Here is a 17,340-nt window from a genome sequence, read left to right on the forward strand (position 1 = left end):
CTATGCATGGCCAGATGCTCTCGCTCATCTAAAAAGAGAGGGGGGTTTGTCATTTTTCAATTTGAATTTATATAGTTTTTAATGCGTGACAAAATAAAAAGACCTCTTTCAATGATTGAGGTCTTTCTGTTTTCTTACTTCTTTTTTGGAATTTTAATTGTAATTTGATAGTATTCATCAAATTCTTCTTCTTCTGAATTCACATTTAAGCCACTATTCGTAACCATTTGTAAAGATTGACGAATGGTATTCATTGCAATACGCATATCACGGCTTACCGCTTTTTGTTTTGCTTTTCGTTTCGGTTTCGTTTCTTCTAACAATTTAGCAATTCTATCTTCTGCTTGTTTCACATTCAATTGCTTTTCAACAATTTCCTGTAAAACCTTTAATTGAATCTCTTCATTTTTAAGTGGAATAAGAGCACGAGCATGACGTTCTGTAATACTCTTCTCTAATAGCGCTTGTTTAATCTCTTCAGGTAACTTTAATAGCCTTAACTTGTTCGCAATTGTAGATTGCCCTTTACCTAGTCGCTGCGCTAATGCTTCTTGCGTTAAATTATGTAATTCAATTAACTTCTGATAAGCAACAGCTTCTTCAATTGCTGTAAGTTCTTCTCGTTGCAAGTTTTCAATTAAAGCAACAGAAGCGGTCTCAGTATCGTTCAAATTTTTTATAATAGCCGGAACAGTTTCCCAACCTAATTTTGTAGCAGCTCGAAAACGTCTTTCACCAGCGATAATCTCATATTTATCCCCTTCATACTTTCGAACAACAATTGGTTGAATTAATCCATGTGTATGAATTGTAAGAGCAAGCTCTTCAATACGAGCATCATCAAAAATTGTCCGTGGCTGATAGCGATTTGGAATGATATTTGCTAACGCAATTTGTTTAATTTCTTCACGGCTTTCTTCTTGTAACGCTAATTCAGCCTCTTTGTCTCCAAAGCCAAATAAACGAGAAAATGTGTTTTTCATACATATTCCACCACCTTGAATCCTATTGAATACTCTATACAAAAATGTTCCATGTGAAACATTTACGTTTTTATCCCGCTATTCGTGGGCAGTAGTATCCCCATCTCAAAGTTTTTCCATACACAAAGAAGATAGGTGGAGATAAACTGTCCGCAAAAGCCCAATTTGTTGAACTAACGATTAGTGAGAAGTGCAGCCTCCCTACTAATCAAAGTTTCACTTTATTTTTTTCGCTCTAACGGGCAGTAAGCCCACGCCTCAATATTGTAAGAAATCTAAAAAGATAGGTGGTGGATAACTGCCTGTAAAAGCCCGATTCGTTCAACTAATCATCAGTGCTGATGAACTAGCTTACTGATATATAACTTAATCTTACGTCTAATAAGATTTATTTTTCAATAGGTAATTTATTCGGTGTTCCTGGCTTACGAGGATATTTCTTTGGCGTTTTTCTCTTTTTCTCAATCAATAAAATGTTACGTTCACTTTCCTCGAATGGTAATTTAAACGTAGACATATCCTTCAATTCACCACCAAGCACTTGCAGAGCATACTTACCATTTTCAATTTCTTCGTTTGCAGCTGCACCTTTCATTGCAATAAATGTTCCCCCTACTTTCACAAGTGGTAAACACAATTCACTTAAGACAGAAAGGCGAGCAACGGCGCGTGCCATTACAATATCAAAAGACTCACGTACTCCTTCTTTTTGTCCAAATGTTTCAGCACGATCATGACAAAATGCTACGTCTTGTAATTCTAATTTTGTTGCTAAATGATTTAAAAACGTAATGCGCTTTTGCAAGGAGTCGACAATTGTAATTTTTAAATTTGGAAAACATATTTTTAATGGAATACTAGGAAATCCCGCTCCTGCACCCACATCACAAATAGAAAATGGCTTTGAAAAGTCATGATGGAAAGCAGCTGTAATAGAATCAAAAAAGTGTTTTAAATACACTTCTTCTTTCTCCGTAATTGCTGTTAAGTTCATTTTTTCATTCCAGTCAACTAATGTCTCAAAATAGATTTCGAATTGTTCTAACTGCCTAGTAGAAAGAGTAATCCCTCTTTCTACTAGCATAGATTGAAATTGTTCTATATTCATCTCGCTATATCTCCTAACTATTTATTGGTTCGATACTCGTGCAATTTTTCCTTGTTCTATATACACAAGTAAAATGGAAATATCAGCTGGATTTACCCCAGAAATACGAGATGCTTGCCCCATAGATAGCGGACGGACATCTTTTAATTTTTGACGTGCTTCAGAAGCTATTCCAGAAATTGCATCGTAATCAATATCAACCGGAATCTTTTTGCTTTCCATACGCTTCATACGTTCTACTTGTTGTAAAGATTTTTCAATATATCCTTCATATTTAAGCTGAATCTCAACTTGCTCTGCTACTTCAGCACTAACTTCTACTTCACTTGGAGCAAGAAGATGAATATGCTCATATGTCATTTCTGGACGACGTAATAAATCGCTCGCACGTATACCATCCTTTAGCTCGCTTCCACCAGCTCCGCGAATGAGCTCTTGTACTTCAGGACGCGGCTTAATAATAATACTTGCTAAACGTTCTTTTTCTTTTTCAATTTTCTCTTTCTTTGTTGTAAAACGTTCATAACGTTCTTCTGGAATTAAACCAATTTCATGGCCAATCTCTGTTAAACGCAGGTCTGCGTTGTCATGGCGTAATAATAATCGGTATTCTGCACGGGATGTTAATAGACGATATGGTTCATTTGTACCTTTTGTAACTAAATCGTCGATTAAAACACCAATGTATGCATCTGAACGATTTAAAATCACTTCTTTTTTACCTAATGAACGGCACGCAGCATTAATACCCGCCATTAAACCTTGCCCTGCCGCTTCTTCATAACCAGATGTTCCATTAATTTGGCCTGCTGTATATAAATTTTGTATTTTCTTCGTTTCAAGTGTTGGCCACAGCTGCGTTGGTACAATTGCGTCATATTCAATTGCATATCCTGTACGCATCATCTCTACGTTCTCTAGGCCAGGAATAGTCTTTAACATCTCACGTTGTACATCTTCTGGTAAGCTTGTCGATAAGCCTTGTACGTATACTTCCTGTGTATTACGACCTTCTGGTTCTAAGAAAATTTGATGACGCGGCTTATCATGGAAACGAACAACCTTATCTTCAATGGAAGGGCAATATCGTGGACCTGTTCCTTTAATCATGCCAGAATACATAGCGGAACGATGTAAGTTTCCATCAATTAAACGATGCGTTTCTTCACTTGTATATGTTAACCAGCATGGAATTTGATCCATGATAAACTTTGTTGTTTCAAAAGAGAACGCACGTGGTGTATCATCACCTGGTTGAATTTCTGTTTTACTATAATCAATTGTACTACTATCTACACGCGGAGGCGTACCTGTTTTAAAACGAACTAGCTCAAATCCAAGATCTTCTAGATGCTCCGATAATTTCACAGATGGTTGTTGATTATTGGGACCGCTTGAATATTTTAAATCCCCAACGATAATTTCACCGCGTAAAAACGTACCTGTTGTAATAACAACTGTTTTCGCTGTATATTCTGCTCCAGTTTGTGTAACAACACCTTTACATACACCATCTTCTACAACTAAGCGTTCAACCATCGCTTGACATAATGTTAAATTCGGCGTTTCTTCGATTGTTTTTTTCAATTCATGCTGATACGCAAATTTATCTGCCTGGGCACGAAGTGCACGTACCGCTGGACCTTTTCCTGTATTTAGCATACGCATTTGAATATGTGTTTTATCAATATTTTTTCCCATCTCGCCGCCAAGCGCATCAATTTCACGAACAACAATTCCCTTTGCAGGTCCACCAACTGAAGGGTTACACGGCATAAACGCAACCATATCTAAGTTAATTGTTAACATTAATGTTTTTGCTCCCATACGAGCTGCTGCCAAACCTGCTTCACATCCTGCATGGCCCGCACCGATTACAATAACATCATAAGAACCAGCGTTGTATCCCATTTTCTATTCCTCCTTACAATTACTTTCCTAAACAAAATTGAGAGAATAACTGATCAATTAAACTTTCGTGTACAGTGTCTCCCGTAATTTCACCGAGTATTTCCCACGTTCTTGTTAAATCAATCTGCACCATATCAATCGGCACGCCGCTATGAATAGCCGCGATTGCATCACCAATCGTCTTTTCTGCTTGTGTTAATAAACCAATGTGACGAGCATTCGATACATATGTCATATCAGCTGCTTCAATTGCTCCTTCAAAGAAGAGATCAGCAATTGCCTGTTCTAGCTCATCTACACCTTTCTCTTCAAGTAAAGCTGTTGTAATAACACGAGCTGAACCAGCTAATTTTGTAACATACTCCATATCAATTCGCTGCGGTAAATCTGTTTTATTTACAATGACGATAAAGTCTTTCCCTTGCACCGCTCGGAATAACTCTTCATCTTCACTTGTTAACGCTTCGCTATAATTGACAACAAGAAGAACTAGATCTGCTTTAGTCATCATCTCTTTTGAACGCTCGACACCAATTTGTTCTACAATATCCTCTGTCTCACGAATACCAGCTGTATCAATAAGTTTAAGAGGTACACCGCGCACGTTCACATATTCTTCAATAACATCTCGGGTTGTTCCTGCTATATCCGTTACAATTGCCTTCTTTTCTTGTACAAGGCTATTTAATAGCGATGACTTTCCAACATTCGGTCTTCCGATAATAGCCGTTGCAATTCCTTCACGCAAAATTTTCCCTTGCTTTGAAGTTTGTAACAACTTTTCAATTTCTGCTTTAACATAGGTTGCCTTCTCAATTAAAACACCATGAGTCATTTCTTCTACGTCATCGTATTCCGGATAATCAATGTTCACTTCTACATGAGCTAACGTTTCTAAAATTTCTTGTCGCAAACGACCAATTAATTTTGATAATCGACCTTCCATTTGATTAATCGCAACGTTCATTGCACGATCCGTTTTAGCGCGAATTAAATCCATAACCGCTTCTGCTTGCGATAAGTCAATACGCCCATTTAAAAAAGCACGCTTTGTAAATTCTCCAGGCTCTGCTAAGCGAACACCTTGTGATAAAATAAGCTGTAATACTTTATTTACAGAAACAAGGCCACCATGACAATTTACCTCAACAATATCTTCACGCGTAAATGTCTTTGGTGCCCGCATAATTGAAACCATAACTTCTTCAATAACTTTATTTGTATCTAAATCCACAATATGCCCATACTGAATCGTATGAGATGGAACTGTTGTTAAATCTTTCCCTTTAAAAATGCGGTTTACCTTCTCTACCGCATCATCTCCACTTACTCGAACAATGGCAATTGCACCTTCCCCAAGAGCTGTAGAAATCGCAGCAATTGTATCAAATTCCATGTTCTTTCACCTCACTTGCTTATTTCTCTATATTTCAACACGTTTTTTCTTTCACTAAATTATTAGGATACCATAACGAAACTGCGTAAAAAAGAATAATAACTTATTTTATTATGTCCTCACCTAAATCGCACTAAACTTATCCATTGTGCATAAGTTTAGTGCGATTTATTTATCCACAGCTCATTCTCTGTCTTTATATTTTATCCAGTAAAAAACCGGCACTCAAACGAGTTACCGGTTTATCCCGCTCTAAAAGGCAGTAAAACTCCTACTTCAATCTTCTAAGAAATGTAAAGCAGATAGGTTACCTATAAGAGACTGGTTTGTTCAACTAGCCAGCCCTCTAGAATCAATTCCTCAGGATGGAAGTTTCATTTTATTTCGGAGATACAACAACATGTCGATGTGGTTCTTTACCTTCAGACGTCGTAATTACATATGGATGATTCGAAAGTGCTTGATGTATAATTTTTCTTTCAAAAGAAGGCATCGGTTCTAACACAACCCTTTTTTTCGTATTGCTAACTTGCTTTGCTAACCGAAGCGCAAGCGATTCTAACGTATTTTTTCGTTTATCGCGATAATTTTCAGCATCGATTGTTACACCGATATATTGTTTCGTGCTACGATTCGCAACAAGTTTTGTTACATATTGTAAAGAATTTAATATATTCCCTCTTTTTCCAATCATTACACCAACATCACTACCAGAAAGTGTAAAGTGGATATCACGCCCTTTTACATCTACTCCAACAGTTACATCAACAGCCATTTCTTTTATGATACTTTTCAAATAAAGTTCTGCTTCTTCTACAGGATCTTTTTTTACAATGACCTCTACAATAGCAGACCGTCCTCCAATAAAACCAAGAAAAGCTTTTTTCCCTTCATCAATGACATGTATCTCAACTTTATCTCTTGATACTTGCAATTGTTCTAATGCGAATTGCACTGCCAGTTCGACTGTTTGTCCTTTAGCAGTAATCATACTCACTTACTTGATCCTCCTGCCTTACTAGCCTTAAGATCCGGCCCTTTGATCAAATATGTTTGAGCGATACCAAAGATGTTACCTACTACCCAGTAAAGAGATAATGCAGCTGGGAAGTTAATTGCGAAAACTAAAATCATAATAGGCATAAGCCAAAGCATCATTGCCATTTGTGGATTTTGTCCAGCAGTACCAGCCATTGCAAGCTTTTGTTGAATAAACGTTGTGATCGCTGCAACAATTGGAAGAATATAATATGGATCAGCATGACCTAAATCAAACCATAAAAAACTATGTTGTTTAATTTCTGATGTTCTGATAATTGCATGATAAAATGCAAATAAAATTGGCATTTGAATAAATATTGGTAAACAACCTGCTAATGGATTGATACCATGTTTTTGATACAATTGCATCATTTCTTGTTGCAATTTTTGTTGAGTTGCTTGGTCTTTAGAGCTATATTTTTCTTTTAATTTTGCCATTTCAGGTTGTAACACTTGCATTGCTTTCGTACTCTTCGTTTGCTTAATCATTAATGGTAATAAAGCAAAACGAATGATAAGAGTCGTAACAACAATCGCTAAACCATAGTTATTGCCAAATAATTTTGCAAAATACGTGATTAACTGAGAAAGTGGATATACGAAATATTCATTCCAAATTCCCGTACTTTGCGATGTAATCGGCTGATTTGTTTGATTACAGCCAGCAGCAATTGCCATAACAGCAATAAGCATGACTAGTAAGCCTATCTTTTTTTTCACAGCCTGCTCCTCCTTATTTCGGTATGTATATAGTGTAATTCATTTTCCTCTTTTTTCGTCACTTTTTGCTCGTTTAATTCCTGAGCGCTGCAGAGCATGAATTAAGCTTTTCTTTAATTGTTCATAGTTCATATCTGAACAAGGCTTCCTTGCTATTATAACAAAATCTTTTCCAGAATCTATCTCATCTTTTAATTCTGTAAAGGCTTGACGGATCATACGTTTAATGCGATTACGCACGACTGCATTCCCTAATTTCTTACTAACGGAAAGACCAATTCGAAAATACGGTTGATCAGGCTTCTCTAACTGATATATGACAAATTGACGATTGGCATTTGATTTTTCATTTTGAAAAACAGCTTGAAATTCCTCATTCTTCTTTACACGATTCTTTTTCTTCATATCAATTGAACACTCCTGTATTTCGCCAGTGGAAAATTCATAATTACTAGAAAAAAGACCACTGAACGATCAGTGGCCTACGCAGATAATACTTTTCTACCTTTACGACGACGAGCTGCTAGAACTTTACGTCCGTTCGCTGTGCTCATACGGCTACGGAAACCATGTACTTTGCTGCGCTTACGTTTATTTGGTTGATAAGTTCTTTTCATTATATGACACCTCCCTGAGGAATAACTGTTAAAGACAGTCCTATAAATTATAGTTAATTTGTTAGGAGAATGTCAATGCTTCTAAAAATTTTAATCAAATATTCATTTTCTCCCTATTCACAATGTTGTTCACAGCAGACTCTATTTGTTGTGGATAATTTTTTTCGCCACTTTTTTCTATCCACAAATATTTTTTTCGTTTTTACACAGTATATCGTATTGTGGACAAGTTTATTCCACAAGGTATTGATTTTGTGGATAACTTTCCGAAATACATTGCTAACGCTATCTTTTTTTGATATTATAGTTGTGTTTTCACCTTGGACAAGTTTTTTCTAATTGTTATTTATCCACAATTTGTGTATAACTTGTGGACATGTATAATCACATGTGTATAAAAAGTTTTCCACAGTATGTTTTTTTGTCGAAAACTCTATTTCGTATTTAAAGCACTTTTTTTCTTTTAAAAAGTGTTACGTATAAATATACAGCGCTTTTCGTTTACGTTATACAAATATTAAACATCCTATTTACTCATCATCTTTTGTAAAGGAGGGACACCTTTGGAAAATATTTCGGATTTATGGAATAGCACCTTAAAAGAATTAGAAAAAAAAGTGAGTAAGCCTAGTTATGAAACATGGCTTAAGTCTACAAAAGCGTATTCTTTAAAAAAGGACGTATTAACAATTACTGCGCCAAATGAATTTGCACGTGATTGGTTGGAATCCCATTATTCTGATCTTATTTCAGAAACAATTATTCATTTAATGGGAGCAGAACTTACAATTCGCTTTATCATTCCACAAAGTCAAACAGAAGAGGAATTTGACTATCCTCCTGTTCAAAAGAATAAAACAATGCATGATGAACCTAATCATTTCCCACAAAGTATGCTTAATCCTAAATATATATTTGATACTTTTGTAATAGGTTCTGGCAATCGTTTTGCCCATGCTGCTTCTTTAGCTGTAGCGGAAGCACCCGCTAAAGCATACAATCCCTTATTTATTTACGGGGGAGTCGGACTCGGAAAGACACATTTAATGCATGCGATTGGTCATTATGTCATCGAACATAATCCAAACGCAAAAGTCGTTTATCTATCATCTGAAAAATTTACAAATGAGTTTATTAATTCTATTCGTGATAATAAAGCAGTCGATTTTCGCAATAAATATCGAAACGTCGATGTTTTGCTTATAGATGATATTCAATTTCTTGCTGGAAAAGAACAGACGCAAGAAGAGTTCTTCCATACGTTTAATGCATTGCACGAAGAAAGTAAACAAATTGTAATTTCAAGTGATCGTCCACCAAAAGAAATTCCAACATTAGAAGATCGCTTACGCTCACGTTTTGAATGGGGACTCATTACAGATATTACTCCTCCAGATTTAGAAACAAGGATTGCGATTTTACGCAAGAAAGCAAAAGCTGAGGGGCTTGATATCCCGAATGAAGTTATGCTTTATATCGCCAATCAAATCGACTCTAACATTCGTGAATTAGAAGGTGCCCTAATTCGTGTTGTAGCGTATTCTTCTTTAATTAATAAGGATATTAATGCAGATTTAGCTGCTGAGGCATTAAAACATATTATTCCAAACTCAAAACCAAAAATTATTTCAATTTATGACATTCAGAAGGCTGTAGGGGATGTTTTCCAAGTAAAATTAGAAGACTTTAAAGCAAAAAAGCGCACAAAATCTGTCGCTTTCCCTCGTCAAATTGCAATGTATCTGTCTCGTGAATTAACTGATTCCTCTTTACCAAAAATCGGTGAAGAATTTGGAGGACGTGATCATACTACAGTCATTCATGCGCATGAAAAAATTTCAAAACTGTTAAAAACAGATACACAATTACAAAGACAACTCGAAGAAATTCACGATATTTTAAAGTAATAACTAAATAATGTGAACAACGTGAATAACTTTTCTTGTTTTACACACAGTCTATCCACATGTAGATAGACTGTTTTTCCGTCTTTCTAATGAGTTATCCACATATCCACAAGTACTATTACTATTACTACTAATTTTTTATTATTATTAAATAAACTTAATTTTATACTTACCGGAGGTTTTCGATATGCATTTTTTAATTCAAAAAGACTACCTTGTCAGAAGTGTACAAGATGTAATGAAAGCTGTTTCCTCTCGTACAACAATTCCAATTCTTACGGGGATTAAACTTGTAGCAAATGAAGAAGGTGTTACATTAACAGGTAGTGATGCAGATATATCCATTGAATCTTTTATCCCAGTCGAAGAAGATGGCAAAGAAATTGTAGAAATAAAACAATTTGGAAGTATTGTTTTACAAGCAAAATATTTCAGTGAAATTGTAAAAAAATTACCAAGAGATACAGTTGAAATTTCTGTAGAAAGTCATTTTATGACAAAAATAAAATCTGGAAAATCTGAGTTTAATCTAAATGGTTTAGATTCAGCTGAATATCCATTATTACCACAGATTGAAGAACATCATGTATTTCAAATCCCAACAGATCTTTTAAAACATATGATTCGTCAAACTGTATTTGCTGTATCTACATCAGAAACACGTCCAATCTTGACAGGTGTAAACTGGAAGGTATATAACAGCGAGTTAACTTGTATTGCAACAGATAGTCATCGCTTAGCACTTCGTAAAGCAAAAATTGCAGGACAAACTATTGCAAATGAATTCCAAGCTAATGTTGTTATTCCAGGAAAAAGTTTAAATGAGTTAAGTAAAATTCTTGATGAGTCAGAAGAGATGGTAGATATTGTTATCACGGAGTATCAAGTTTTATTCCGTACAAAGCATTTGTTATTTTTCTCTAGACTATTAGAGGGTAGCTATCCTGACACTACAAGATTAATTCCGCCTGATAGTAAAACAGATATTTTCGTAAATACAAAAGAATTTTTGCAAGCAATTGATCGAGCATCATTATTAGCGAGAGATGGACGTAATAATGTTGTGAAATTATCAACTTTAGAAAATCAAATGTTGGAAATTTCATCAAATTCTCCAGAAATCGGAAAAGTAGTAGAAGAAGTTCAATGTGAGCAATTTGCTGGGGAAGAGTTAAAAATTTCGTTTAGTGCAAAATATATGATGGATGCATTAAAAGCGTTGGATAGTACAGAAATCAAAGTTAGTTTTACTGGTGCGATGAGACCATTTTTAATTCGTACTGTGAACGATGAATCCATCATTCAATTAATTTTACCAGTACGTACGTACTAAATTTATGATAAGGGTTACTAGTGCAAATCTACTGGTAACCCTTTTGATTTCTCGCTATTACTTTCCTAATGCTTGTTTATTTAGTACAATGAAAGAATGAACACTTTTAGAAAGTGAGCGATTTATGATGAAACGTATTCAAATTTCGACAGAATATATTACATTAGGACAATTTTTAAAACTGGCTGACGTGATTGATACAGGTGGAGCGGTAAAGTGGTTTTTACAAGAGTACGAAGTGTATGTAAATAAAGAGCTTGAAAATCGACGAGGCCGAAAATTATATACAAATGACATTATTGAAATTCCGGAGATCGGAACATTTCAAGTTCAAGGATAAAGGGGGATCCCTTTGTATATTACAGAATTACATTTACAAAACTATCGCAATTACGAGAAGTTAGATCTCTCCTTCGAAGATAAAGTAAACGTAATTATTGGTGAAAATGCGCAAGGAAAAACCAATTTGATGGAAGCGATCTACGTATTAGCGATGGCGAAATCTCATCGAACTTCTAATGATCGTGAACTTATCCGATGGGATGAGGATTATGGTAAAATAAAAGGGAAACTACAAAAAAGAAACAACTCTTTGTCTTTAGAGCTAAACATTTCCAAGAAAGGAAAAAAGGCAAAGTTAAATGGGCTTGAGCAACAAAAATTAAGTCAATATATTGGTATGATGAATGTTGTTATGTTTGCACCAGAAGATTTAAACCTTGTCAAAGGAAGTCCTCAAGTAAGAAGACGGTTTTTAGACATGGAGCTTGGACAAATAGCTCCTGTATATTTGTATGAATTAAGTCAATATCAAAAAGTCCTTACTCAGCGTAATCATTTGCTAAAAAAAATGCAAGGAAGCAGTAAGAGTGATGAAGCTATGCTAGATGTGTTTACACTTCAACTCGTTGAACATGGTGTAAAAGTGTTAAAAAAACGTTTTGAATTTTTGCGTCTATTGCAAGAATGGGCATCTCCAATTCATCGAGGCATTAGCAGAGGACTTGAAGAATTAGAAATAGTTTATAAACCAAGCATAGATGTATCAGAATCCATGGATTTGTCGAAAATAGAAGAAGTATACTATGAAAGTTTCCAATCTGTGAAACAACGTGAAATCTTCCGTGGTACAACCTTAATTGGGCCTCATCGTGACGATTTGCAATTCTTCGTTAATGGGAAAAACGTTCAAGTTTTTGGTTCGCAAGGACAACAACGAACGACCGCGCTTTCCCTGAAGTTAGCTGAGATCGAATTGATTTATTCAGAAGTTAACGAATATCCAATCCTTTTATTAGATGATGTGTTATCGGAACTGGATGATTACAGGCAATCACATCTGCTTAATACGATTCAAGGAAAAGTGCAAACGTTTGTAACGACGACAAGTGTTGATGGAATTGAGCATGATACATTAAAGCAAGCAAAAACAATTCATGTAACGAACGGCACAGTGGATTGTGGAGAAGAAGATAAATAACTTCTGTCTAAATGGAAAAGTAGGTGATCTTTGTGTCAATGGAACAAAAGCAAATGCAAGAGAATGCATATGATGAAAGTCAAATACAGGTGTTGGAAGGACTAGAAGCAGTTCGAAAACGTCCAGGGATGTACATTGGTTCGACGAGTGGAAAAGGTCTTCATCACCTTGTATGGGAAATTGTTGATAATAGTATTGACGAGGCATTAGCAGGATATTGTGATGAGATTAATCTAGTTATTGAAGAAGATAATAGTATTACAGTAACAGATAATGGTCGTGGTATTCCAGTTGGTACGCACGAGAAAATGGGGCGCCCCGCTGTAGAAGTTATTATGACTGTTCTTCATGCAGGCGGTAAATTCGGCGGAGGCGGTTATAAAGTTTCTGGCGGTTTACATGGTGTAGGTGCTTCTGTCGTGAATGCATTATCAACGGAATTAGAGGTATTTGTTCATCGTGATGGGCAAATCCATTATCAAAAGTATGAACGTGGTATTCCAGTTGCAGACTTAAAGGTGATTGGGGATACAGATCACACAGGAACAGTGACGCGTTTCAAACCAGATGCAGAAATTTTTACTGAAACTACGGAATATGAATTTGATACGTTAGCAACTCGTTTACGAGAACTAGCGTTTTTAAATCGTAATATTAAACTAACAATTGAAGATAAACGTGAACATAAACAAAAGAAAGAATTCCATTATGAAGGCGGAATTAAGTCTTATGTCGAGCATTTAAACCGCTCTAAAGAACCAATACATGAAGAACCAGTATATGTAGAAGGTTCAAAAGATGGAATTCAAGTTGAGGTTGCTCTTCAATATAACGAAGGATATACAACGAACATTTATTCATTTACAAATAATATTCATACGTATGAAGGTGGTACGCATGAAGTAGGATTTAAAACAGCGTTAACACGTGTAATTAATGATTATGGTCGAAAAAATAATATTTTAAAAGATGCTGATAGTAATTTAACTGGTGAAGATGTTCGTGAAGGTTTAACAGCCATTGTATCCATTAAACACCCAGATCCACAATTTGAAGGGCAAACGAAAACAAAACTTGGAAATAGCGAAGCAAGAACAATTACGGAATCAGTTTTCTCTGAAGCACTTGAAAAGTTTTTACTTGAAAATCCAAATGTCGCTCGAAAAATTGTAGATAAGGGAACGATGGCAGCACGCGCGCGTGTAGCAGCGAAAAAGGCTCGTGAATTAACACGTAGAAAAAGTGCGCTAGAAGTATCAAGCTTACCGGGAAAACTTGCAGATTGCTCTTCTAAAGATCCTTCTATTAGTGAAATTTATATCGTAGAGGGTGATTCAGCGGGTGGTTCAGCAAAGCAAGGGCGCGATCGTCATTTCCAAGCAATTTTACCGCTTAAAGGGAAAATTATTAACGTTGAAAAAGCTCGTTTAGATAAAATTTTATCAAACGATGAAGTACGTACAATTATTACTGCGCTTGGTACGGGTATTAGCGGAGACTTTGATATTGAAAAGGCACGTTATCATAAAGTTATTATTATGACTGATGCTGACGTCGATGGTGCTCATATTCGCACCCTATTATTAACGTTCTTCTATCGTTATATGCGTCAAATTCTTGAGCACGGTTATGTATATATTGCACAGCCACCATTATACAAAGTGCAACAAGGTAAGCGAGTTGAGTATGCTTACAATGATAGAGAACTTGAAACGATATTAGCGGAGCTTCCGAAACAGCCAAAACCAGGTATTCAGCGCTATAAAGGTCTTGGAGAAATGAATCCAACGCAGCTATGGGAAACAACAATGGATCCAGAAGTACGTTCACTTCTTCAAGTTTCGCTTCAAGATGCAATTGAAGCAGATGAAACATTTGAAATTTTAATGGGTGATAAAGTTGAACCACGTCGTAACTTTATCCAAGAAAATGCAAAATATGTGAAAAACCTTGATATTTAATGACTGATGACAGGAATCGGAGTATTCCTGTCTTCTACGTATAAATGAACATGATATATCGATCGGAAATGTAATGAGGAGGTGCTGGTTGATGTCAGACAACCAACAACAAGGCCGAATTCGAGAAATTAATATTAGCCAGGAAATGCGTACCTCGTTTTTAGATTATGCGATGAGCGTTATCGTATCTCGTGCACTGCCAGATGTTCGAGATGGGCTAAAACCTGTACATCGTAGGGTTTTATATGCAATGAATGATTTAGGGATTACTGCCGATAAAGCGTATAAGAAATCAGCGCGTATTGTTGGTGAAGTAATTGGTAAGTATCATCCACACGGTGATTCAGCGGTATATGAAACAATGGTGCGAATGGCCCAAGACTTTAGTCAACGTTATATGCTAGTAAACGGGCATGGTAATTTCGGTTCTGTCGATGGTGATTCGGCGGCTGCGATGCGTTATACAGAGGCAAAAATGTCCAAGATTTCTATGGAATTATTGCGTGATATCACCAAAAATACAATTGATTATCAAGATAACTACGATGGTTCAGAAAGAGAACCAATTGTATTACCTGCACGCTTTCCTAATTTATTAGTAAATGGTGCAACTGGTATTGCCGTTGGGATGGCAACGAATATTCCGCCGCATCAGCTTGGTGAAGTAATTGATGGGGTATTAGCGTTAAGTCACAATCCGGAGATTACAATCGCAGAATTAATGGAGTATATTCCCGGCCCAGATTTCCCAACAGCTGGTCAAATTCTTGGACGGAGTGGAATTCGAAGAGCGTATGAAACAGGGCGTGGTACAGTAATTCTTCGTGCAAGAGTAGAGATCGAAGAGAAGGCAAATGGGAAACAATCTATTATTGTAACTGAACTACCATATCAAGTGAATAAAGCAAGGTTGATTGAAAAGATTGCGGAGCTTGTTCGAGACAAAAAGATTGATGGTATTACAGATTTACGTGATGAATCAGATCGAAATGGTATGCGTATCGTCATGGAATTACGACGAGATGTAAATGCAAATGTGTTATTGAATAACTTATATAAACATACAGCACTTCAGACAAGCTTTGGTATTAATATGCTATCGCTCGTAAATGGGGAACCAAAAGTATTAAATTTAAAAGAATGTCTATATCATTACTTGGAGCATCAAAAGGTTGTTATCCGTAGACGTACTGCATATGAATTAGAGAAAGCAGAAGCTCGTGCTCATATTTTAGAAGGTTTACGCATCGCGTTAGATCATCTTGATGAAGTAATTACTCTAATTCGTAATTCGAAGACAGCAGACATTGCAAAGCAAGGATTAATGGAACGTTTTGGTTTAAGTGAAAAGCAAGCACAAGCAATTTTAGATATGCGTTTGCAACGTTTAACAGGGTTAGAGCGTGAAAAAATCGAACAAGAATATCAAGAACTACTTGCATTGATTGCGGAGTTAAAAGCAATTCTCGCAGATGAAGAGAAAGTTCTTGAAATTATTCGTGAAGAATTAACAGAAGTTAAAGATCGCTTCAATGATACACGAAGATCAGAAATTACAATTGGCGGTATGGAAGCAATCGAGGATGAAGATTTAATTCCAGAGCAAAACATTGTAATCACACTTACTCATAATGGATATGTGAAACGATTACCAGCTTCGACGTACAAAACGCAAAATCGTGGTGGACGTGGAGTTCAAGGTATGGGGACAAACGATGATGATTTTGTAGAACATTTATTAACAACATCTACACATGATCACATTTTATTCTTTACAAACAAAGGGAAAGTATACCGTACGAAAGGGTATGAAATTCCTGAGTATAGTCGGACAGCAAAAGGTATACCGATTATTAACTTATTAGAAGTAGATAAAGATGAATGGGTAAATGCAATTATCCCAATCCGAGAATTTAATGATAACCAATTTTTATTCTTTACAACAAAATACGGTATTGCAAAAAGAACGCCGCTTTCCTCATTTGCTAATATTCGTAACAATGGTTTAATTGCTATTTCTCTTCGTGAAGAAGATGAATTAATTTCTGTCCGTTTAACAACGGGTGAAAAAGATATGATTGTTGGGACGAGCAATGGGATGTTAATTCGTTTCCATGAACAAGATGTTCGGTCAATGGGACGTAATGCAGCGGGTGTTAAAGCTATTACACTCGGCGATGAAGATCAAGTTGTGGGTATGGAAATTGTAGAAGAAAGTATGGATGTTTTAATTGTTACGAAAAATGGTTATGGTAAACGTACTCCAGTTGAGGAATATCGTTTACAAAGTCGCGGTGGTAAAGGGCTTAAAACATGTAATATTACAGATAAAAATGGTAAGTTAATTGCTGTTAAGTCTGTGCACGGCGAAGAAGATATTATGCTTATTACAGCAGCAGGTGTGTTAATTCGTATGCCAGTTGATCAAATTTCTCAAATGGGACGTAATACACAAGGAGTTCGTTTAATTCGTTTAGAGGGCGATCAGGAAGTTGCGACAGTGGCAAAAGCACAAAAAGAAGATGAAGAAGAGAATCAAGGAAATGAAGAAGAATAAGGGAGAACCTCTCCCTTATTCTTTTTTTGAAAATAGGACTTGCTTATAAATTAGAAAATGTATATAATAAGCGAAGTCAGCAATTTTAGTTAATGAAAAGTTAAAAGAAATTGTTGACGGGAACAGAATATCATGTTATATTATAAAGGTCGCTAAAACGCGGCATTGAACTTTGAAAACTAAACGAAACAAACAACGTGAAACGTCAATTTTTATTTATGATGCTAGACAAACTTTATTGGAGAGTTTGATCCTGGCTCAGGATGAACGCTGGCGGCGTGCCTAATACATGCAAGTCGAGCGAACCGATTAAGAGCTTGCTCTTA

The 17,340-nt window shown here is 36.0% G+C and carries 14 protein-coding genes and 1 rRNA gene; 7 read left to right on the forward strand and 8 right to left on the reverse strand.

What is annotated here, in order from left to right:
• Positions 1–134 precede the first annotated feature (134 nt).
• From noc to rpmH, 8 genes are all read right to left on the reverse strand, one after another.
• The gene (gene noc / locus ACIGHG_RS22230) at positions 135–983 is read right to left on the reverse strand and encodes a nucleoid occlusion protein (protein ID WP_336474395.1); all 849 of its coding nucleotides are present in this window, start codon (positions 981–983) and stop codon (positions 135–137) included.
• 388 nt (positions 984–1,371) lie between these two features.
• Positions 1,372–2,091, reverse strand: a complete 720-nt coding sequence (rsmG, locus tag ACIGHG_RS22235) for a 16S rRNA (guanine(527)-N(7))-methyltransferase RsmG (RefSeq protein ID WP_336474394.1) — start codon at positions 2,089–2,091, stop codon at positions 1,372–1,374.
• Between the two features lie 21 nt (positions 2,092–2,112).
• Positions 2,113–4,002 (reverse strand): tRNA uridine-5-carboxymethylaminomethyl(34) synthesis enzyme MnmG, encoded by a 1,890-nt coding sequence (gene mnmG / locus ACIGHG_RS22240; protein WP_336474393.1) that lies wholly within the window; start codon positions 4,000–4,002, stop codon positions 2,113–2,115.
• Positions 4,003–4,021: 19 nt separating this feature from the next.
• The gene (gene mnmE / locus ACIGHG_RS22245) at positions 4,022–5,398 is read right to left on the reverse strand and encodes a tRNA uridine-5-carboxymethylaminomethyl(34) synthesis GTPase MnmE (protein WP_336474392.1); all 1,377 of its coding nucleotides are present in this window, start codon (positions 5,396–5,398) and stop codon (positions 4,022–4,024) included.
• 379 nt (positions 5,399–5,777) lie between these two features.
• Positions 5,778–6,395, reverse strand: coding sequence for an RNA-binding cell elongation regulator Jag/EloR (jag, locus tag ACIGHG_RS22250; RefSeq protein ID WP_336474391.1), 618 nt, complete (start codon positions 6,393–6,395; stop codon positions 5,778–5,780).
• Positions 6,392–7,159 carry a YidC family membrane integrase SpoIIIJ gene (gene spoIIIJ, locus ACIGHG_RS22255; RefSeq protein WP_090916314.1) on the reverse strand — a complete coding sequence of 256 codons (768 nt, stop codon included), beginning with the start codon at positions 7,157–7,159 and terminating at the stop codon, positions 6,392–6,394. Before spoIIIJ ends, jag begins: the two co-directional genes overlap by 4 nt.
• A gap of 39 nt (positions 7,160–7,198) precedes the next feature.
• Positions 7,199–7,564 (reverse strand): ribonuclease P protein component, encoded by a 366-nt coding sequence (gene rnpA, locus ACIGHG_RS22260; protein WP_336474389.1) that lies wholly within the window; start codon positions 7,562–7,564, stop codon positions 7,199–7,201.
• Between the two features lie 77 nt (positions 7,565–7,641).
• A complete protein-coding gene (gene rpmH / locus ACIGHG_RS22265; RefSeq protein ID WP_000831901.1) occupies positions 7,642–7,776 on the reverse strand; it encodes a 50S ribosomal protein L34 in 135 nt (44 codons plus the stop codon).
• A gap of 563 nt (positions 7,777–8,339) precedes the next feature.
• Here rpmH and dnaA point away from each other — a divergent pair.
• From dnaA to ACIGHG_RS22300, 7 genes are all read left to right on the forward strand, one after another.
• Positions 8,340–9,683 (forward strand): chromosomal replication initiator protein DnaA, encoded by a 1,344-nt coding sequence (dnaA, locus tag ACIGHG_RS22270; protein ID WP_090916318.1) that lies wholly within the window; start codon positions 8,340–8,342, stop codon positions 9,681–9,683.
• Positions 9,684–9,870: 187 nt separating this feature from the next.
• Entirely contained in the window at positions 9,871–11,016 is a 1,146-nt protein-coding gene (gene dnaN, locus ACIGHG_RS22275; protein WP_336474388.1) for a DNA polymerase III subunit beta, read from the forward strand.
• A gap of 127 nt (positions 11,017–11,143) precedes the next feature.
• Positions 11,144–11,356, forward strand: coding sequence for a S4 domain-containing protein YaaA (gene yaaA, locus ACIGHG_RS22280; RefSeq protein ID WP_028411084.1), 213 nt, complete (start codon positions 11,144–11,146; stop codon positions 11,354–11,356).
• A 12-nt stretch (positions 11,357–11,368) separates the two neighbouring features.
• A complete protein-coding gene (gene recF, locus ACIGHG_RS22285) occupies positions 11,369–12,496 on the forward strand; it encodes a DNA replication/repair protein RecF (protein ID WP_336474387.1) in 1,128 nt (375 codons plus the stop codon).
• Between the two features lie 38 nt (positions 12,497–12,534).
• Positions 12,535–14,457, forward strand: a complete 1,923-nt coding sequence (gene gyrB, locus ACIGHG_RS22290) for a DNA topoisomerase (ATP-hydrolyzing) subunit B (protein ID WP_336474386.1) — start codon at positions 12,535–12,537, stop codon at positions 14,455–14,457.
• A 91-nt stretch (positions 14,458–14,548) separates the two neighbouring features.
• Positions 14,549–17,014 (forward strand): DNA gyrase subunit A, encoded by a 2,466-nt coding sequence (gene gyrA / locus ACIGHG_RS22295; protein WP_090916326.1) that lies wholly within the window; start codon positions 14,549–14,551, stop codon positions 17,012–17,014.
• A gap of 235 nt (positions 17,015–17,249) precedes the next feature.
• Positions 17,250–17,340 (forward strand): 16S ribosomal RNA (locus tag ACIGHG_RS22300); the annotation flags it as partial.

The organism is Bacillus sp. NPDC077411, assembly GCF_044543425.1.
Classification (GTDB): Bacteria; Bacillota; Bacilli; order Bacillales; family Bacillaceae_G; genus Bacillus_A; species Bacillus_A bruguierae.

Excerpts from the sequence above, each read along its gene's own strand:
- noc (WP_336474395.1), bottom strand. The coding sequence starts at position 983 with ATGAAAAACACATTTTCTCGTTTATTTGGCTTTGGAGACAAAGAGGCT.
- gyrB (WP_336474386.1), top strand. The coding sequence starts at position 12,535 with ATGGAACAAAAGCAAATGCAAGAGAATGCATATGATGAAAGTCAAATA.
- mnmE (WP_336474392.1), bottom strand. The coding sequence starts at position 5,398 with ATGGAATTTGATACAATTGCTGCGATTTCTACAGCTCTTGGGGAAGGT.
- dnaN (WP_336474388.1), top strand. The coding sequence starts at position 9,871 with ATGCATTTTTTAATTCAAAAAGACTACCTTGTCAGAAGTGTACAAGAT.
- yaaA (WP_028411084.1), top strand. The coding sequence starts at position 11,144 with ATGAAACGTATTCAAATTTCGACAGAATATATTACATTAGGACAATTT.
- rpmH (WP_000831901.1), bottom strand. The coding sequence starts at position 7,776 with ATGAAAAGAACTTATCAACCAAATAAACGTAAGCGCAGCAAAGTACAT.
- rnpA (WP_336474389.1), bottom strand. The coding sequence starts at position 7,564 with ATGAAGAAAAAGAATCGTGTAAAGAAGAATGAGGAATTTCAAGCTGTT.
- rsmG (WP_336474394.1), bottom strand. The coding sequence starts at position 2,091 with ATGAATATAGAACAATTTCAATCTATGCTAGTAGAAAGAGGGATTACT.
- mnmG (WP_336474393.1), bottom strand. The coding sequence starts at position 4,002 with ATGGGATACAACGCTGGTTCTTATGATGTTATTGTAATCGGTGCGGGC.
- gyrA (WP_090916326.1), top strand. The coding sequence starts at position 14,549 with ATGTCAGACAACCAACAACAAGGCCGAATTCGAGAAATTAATATTAGC.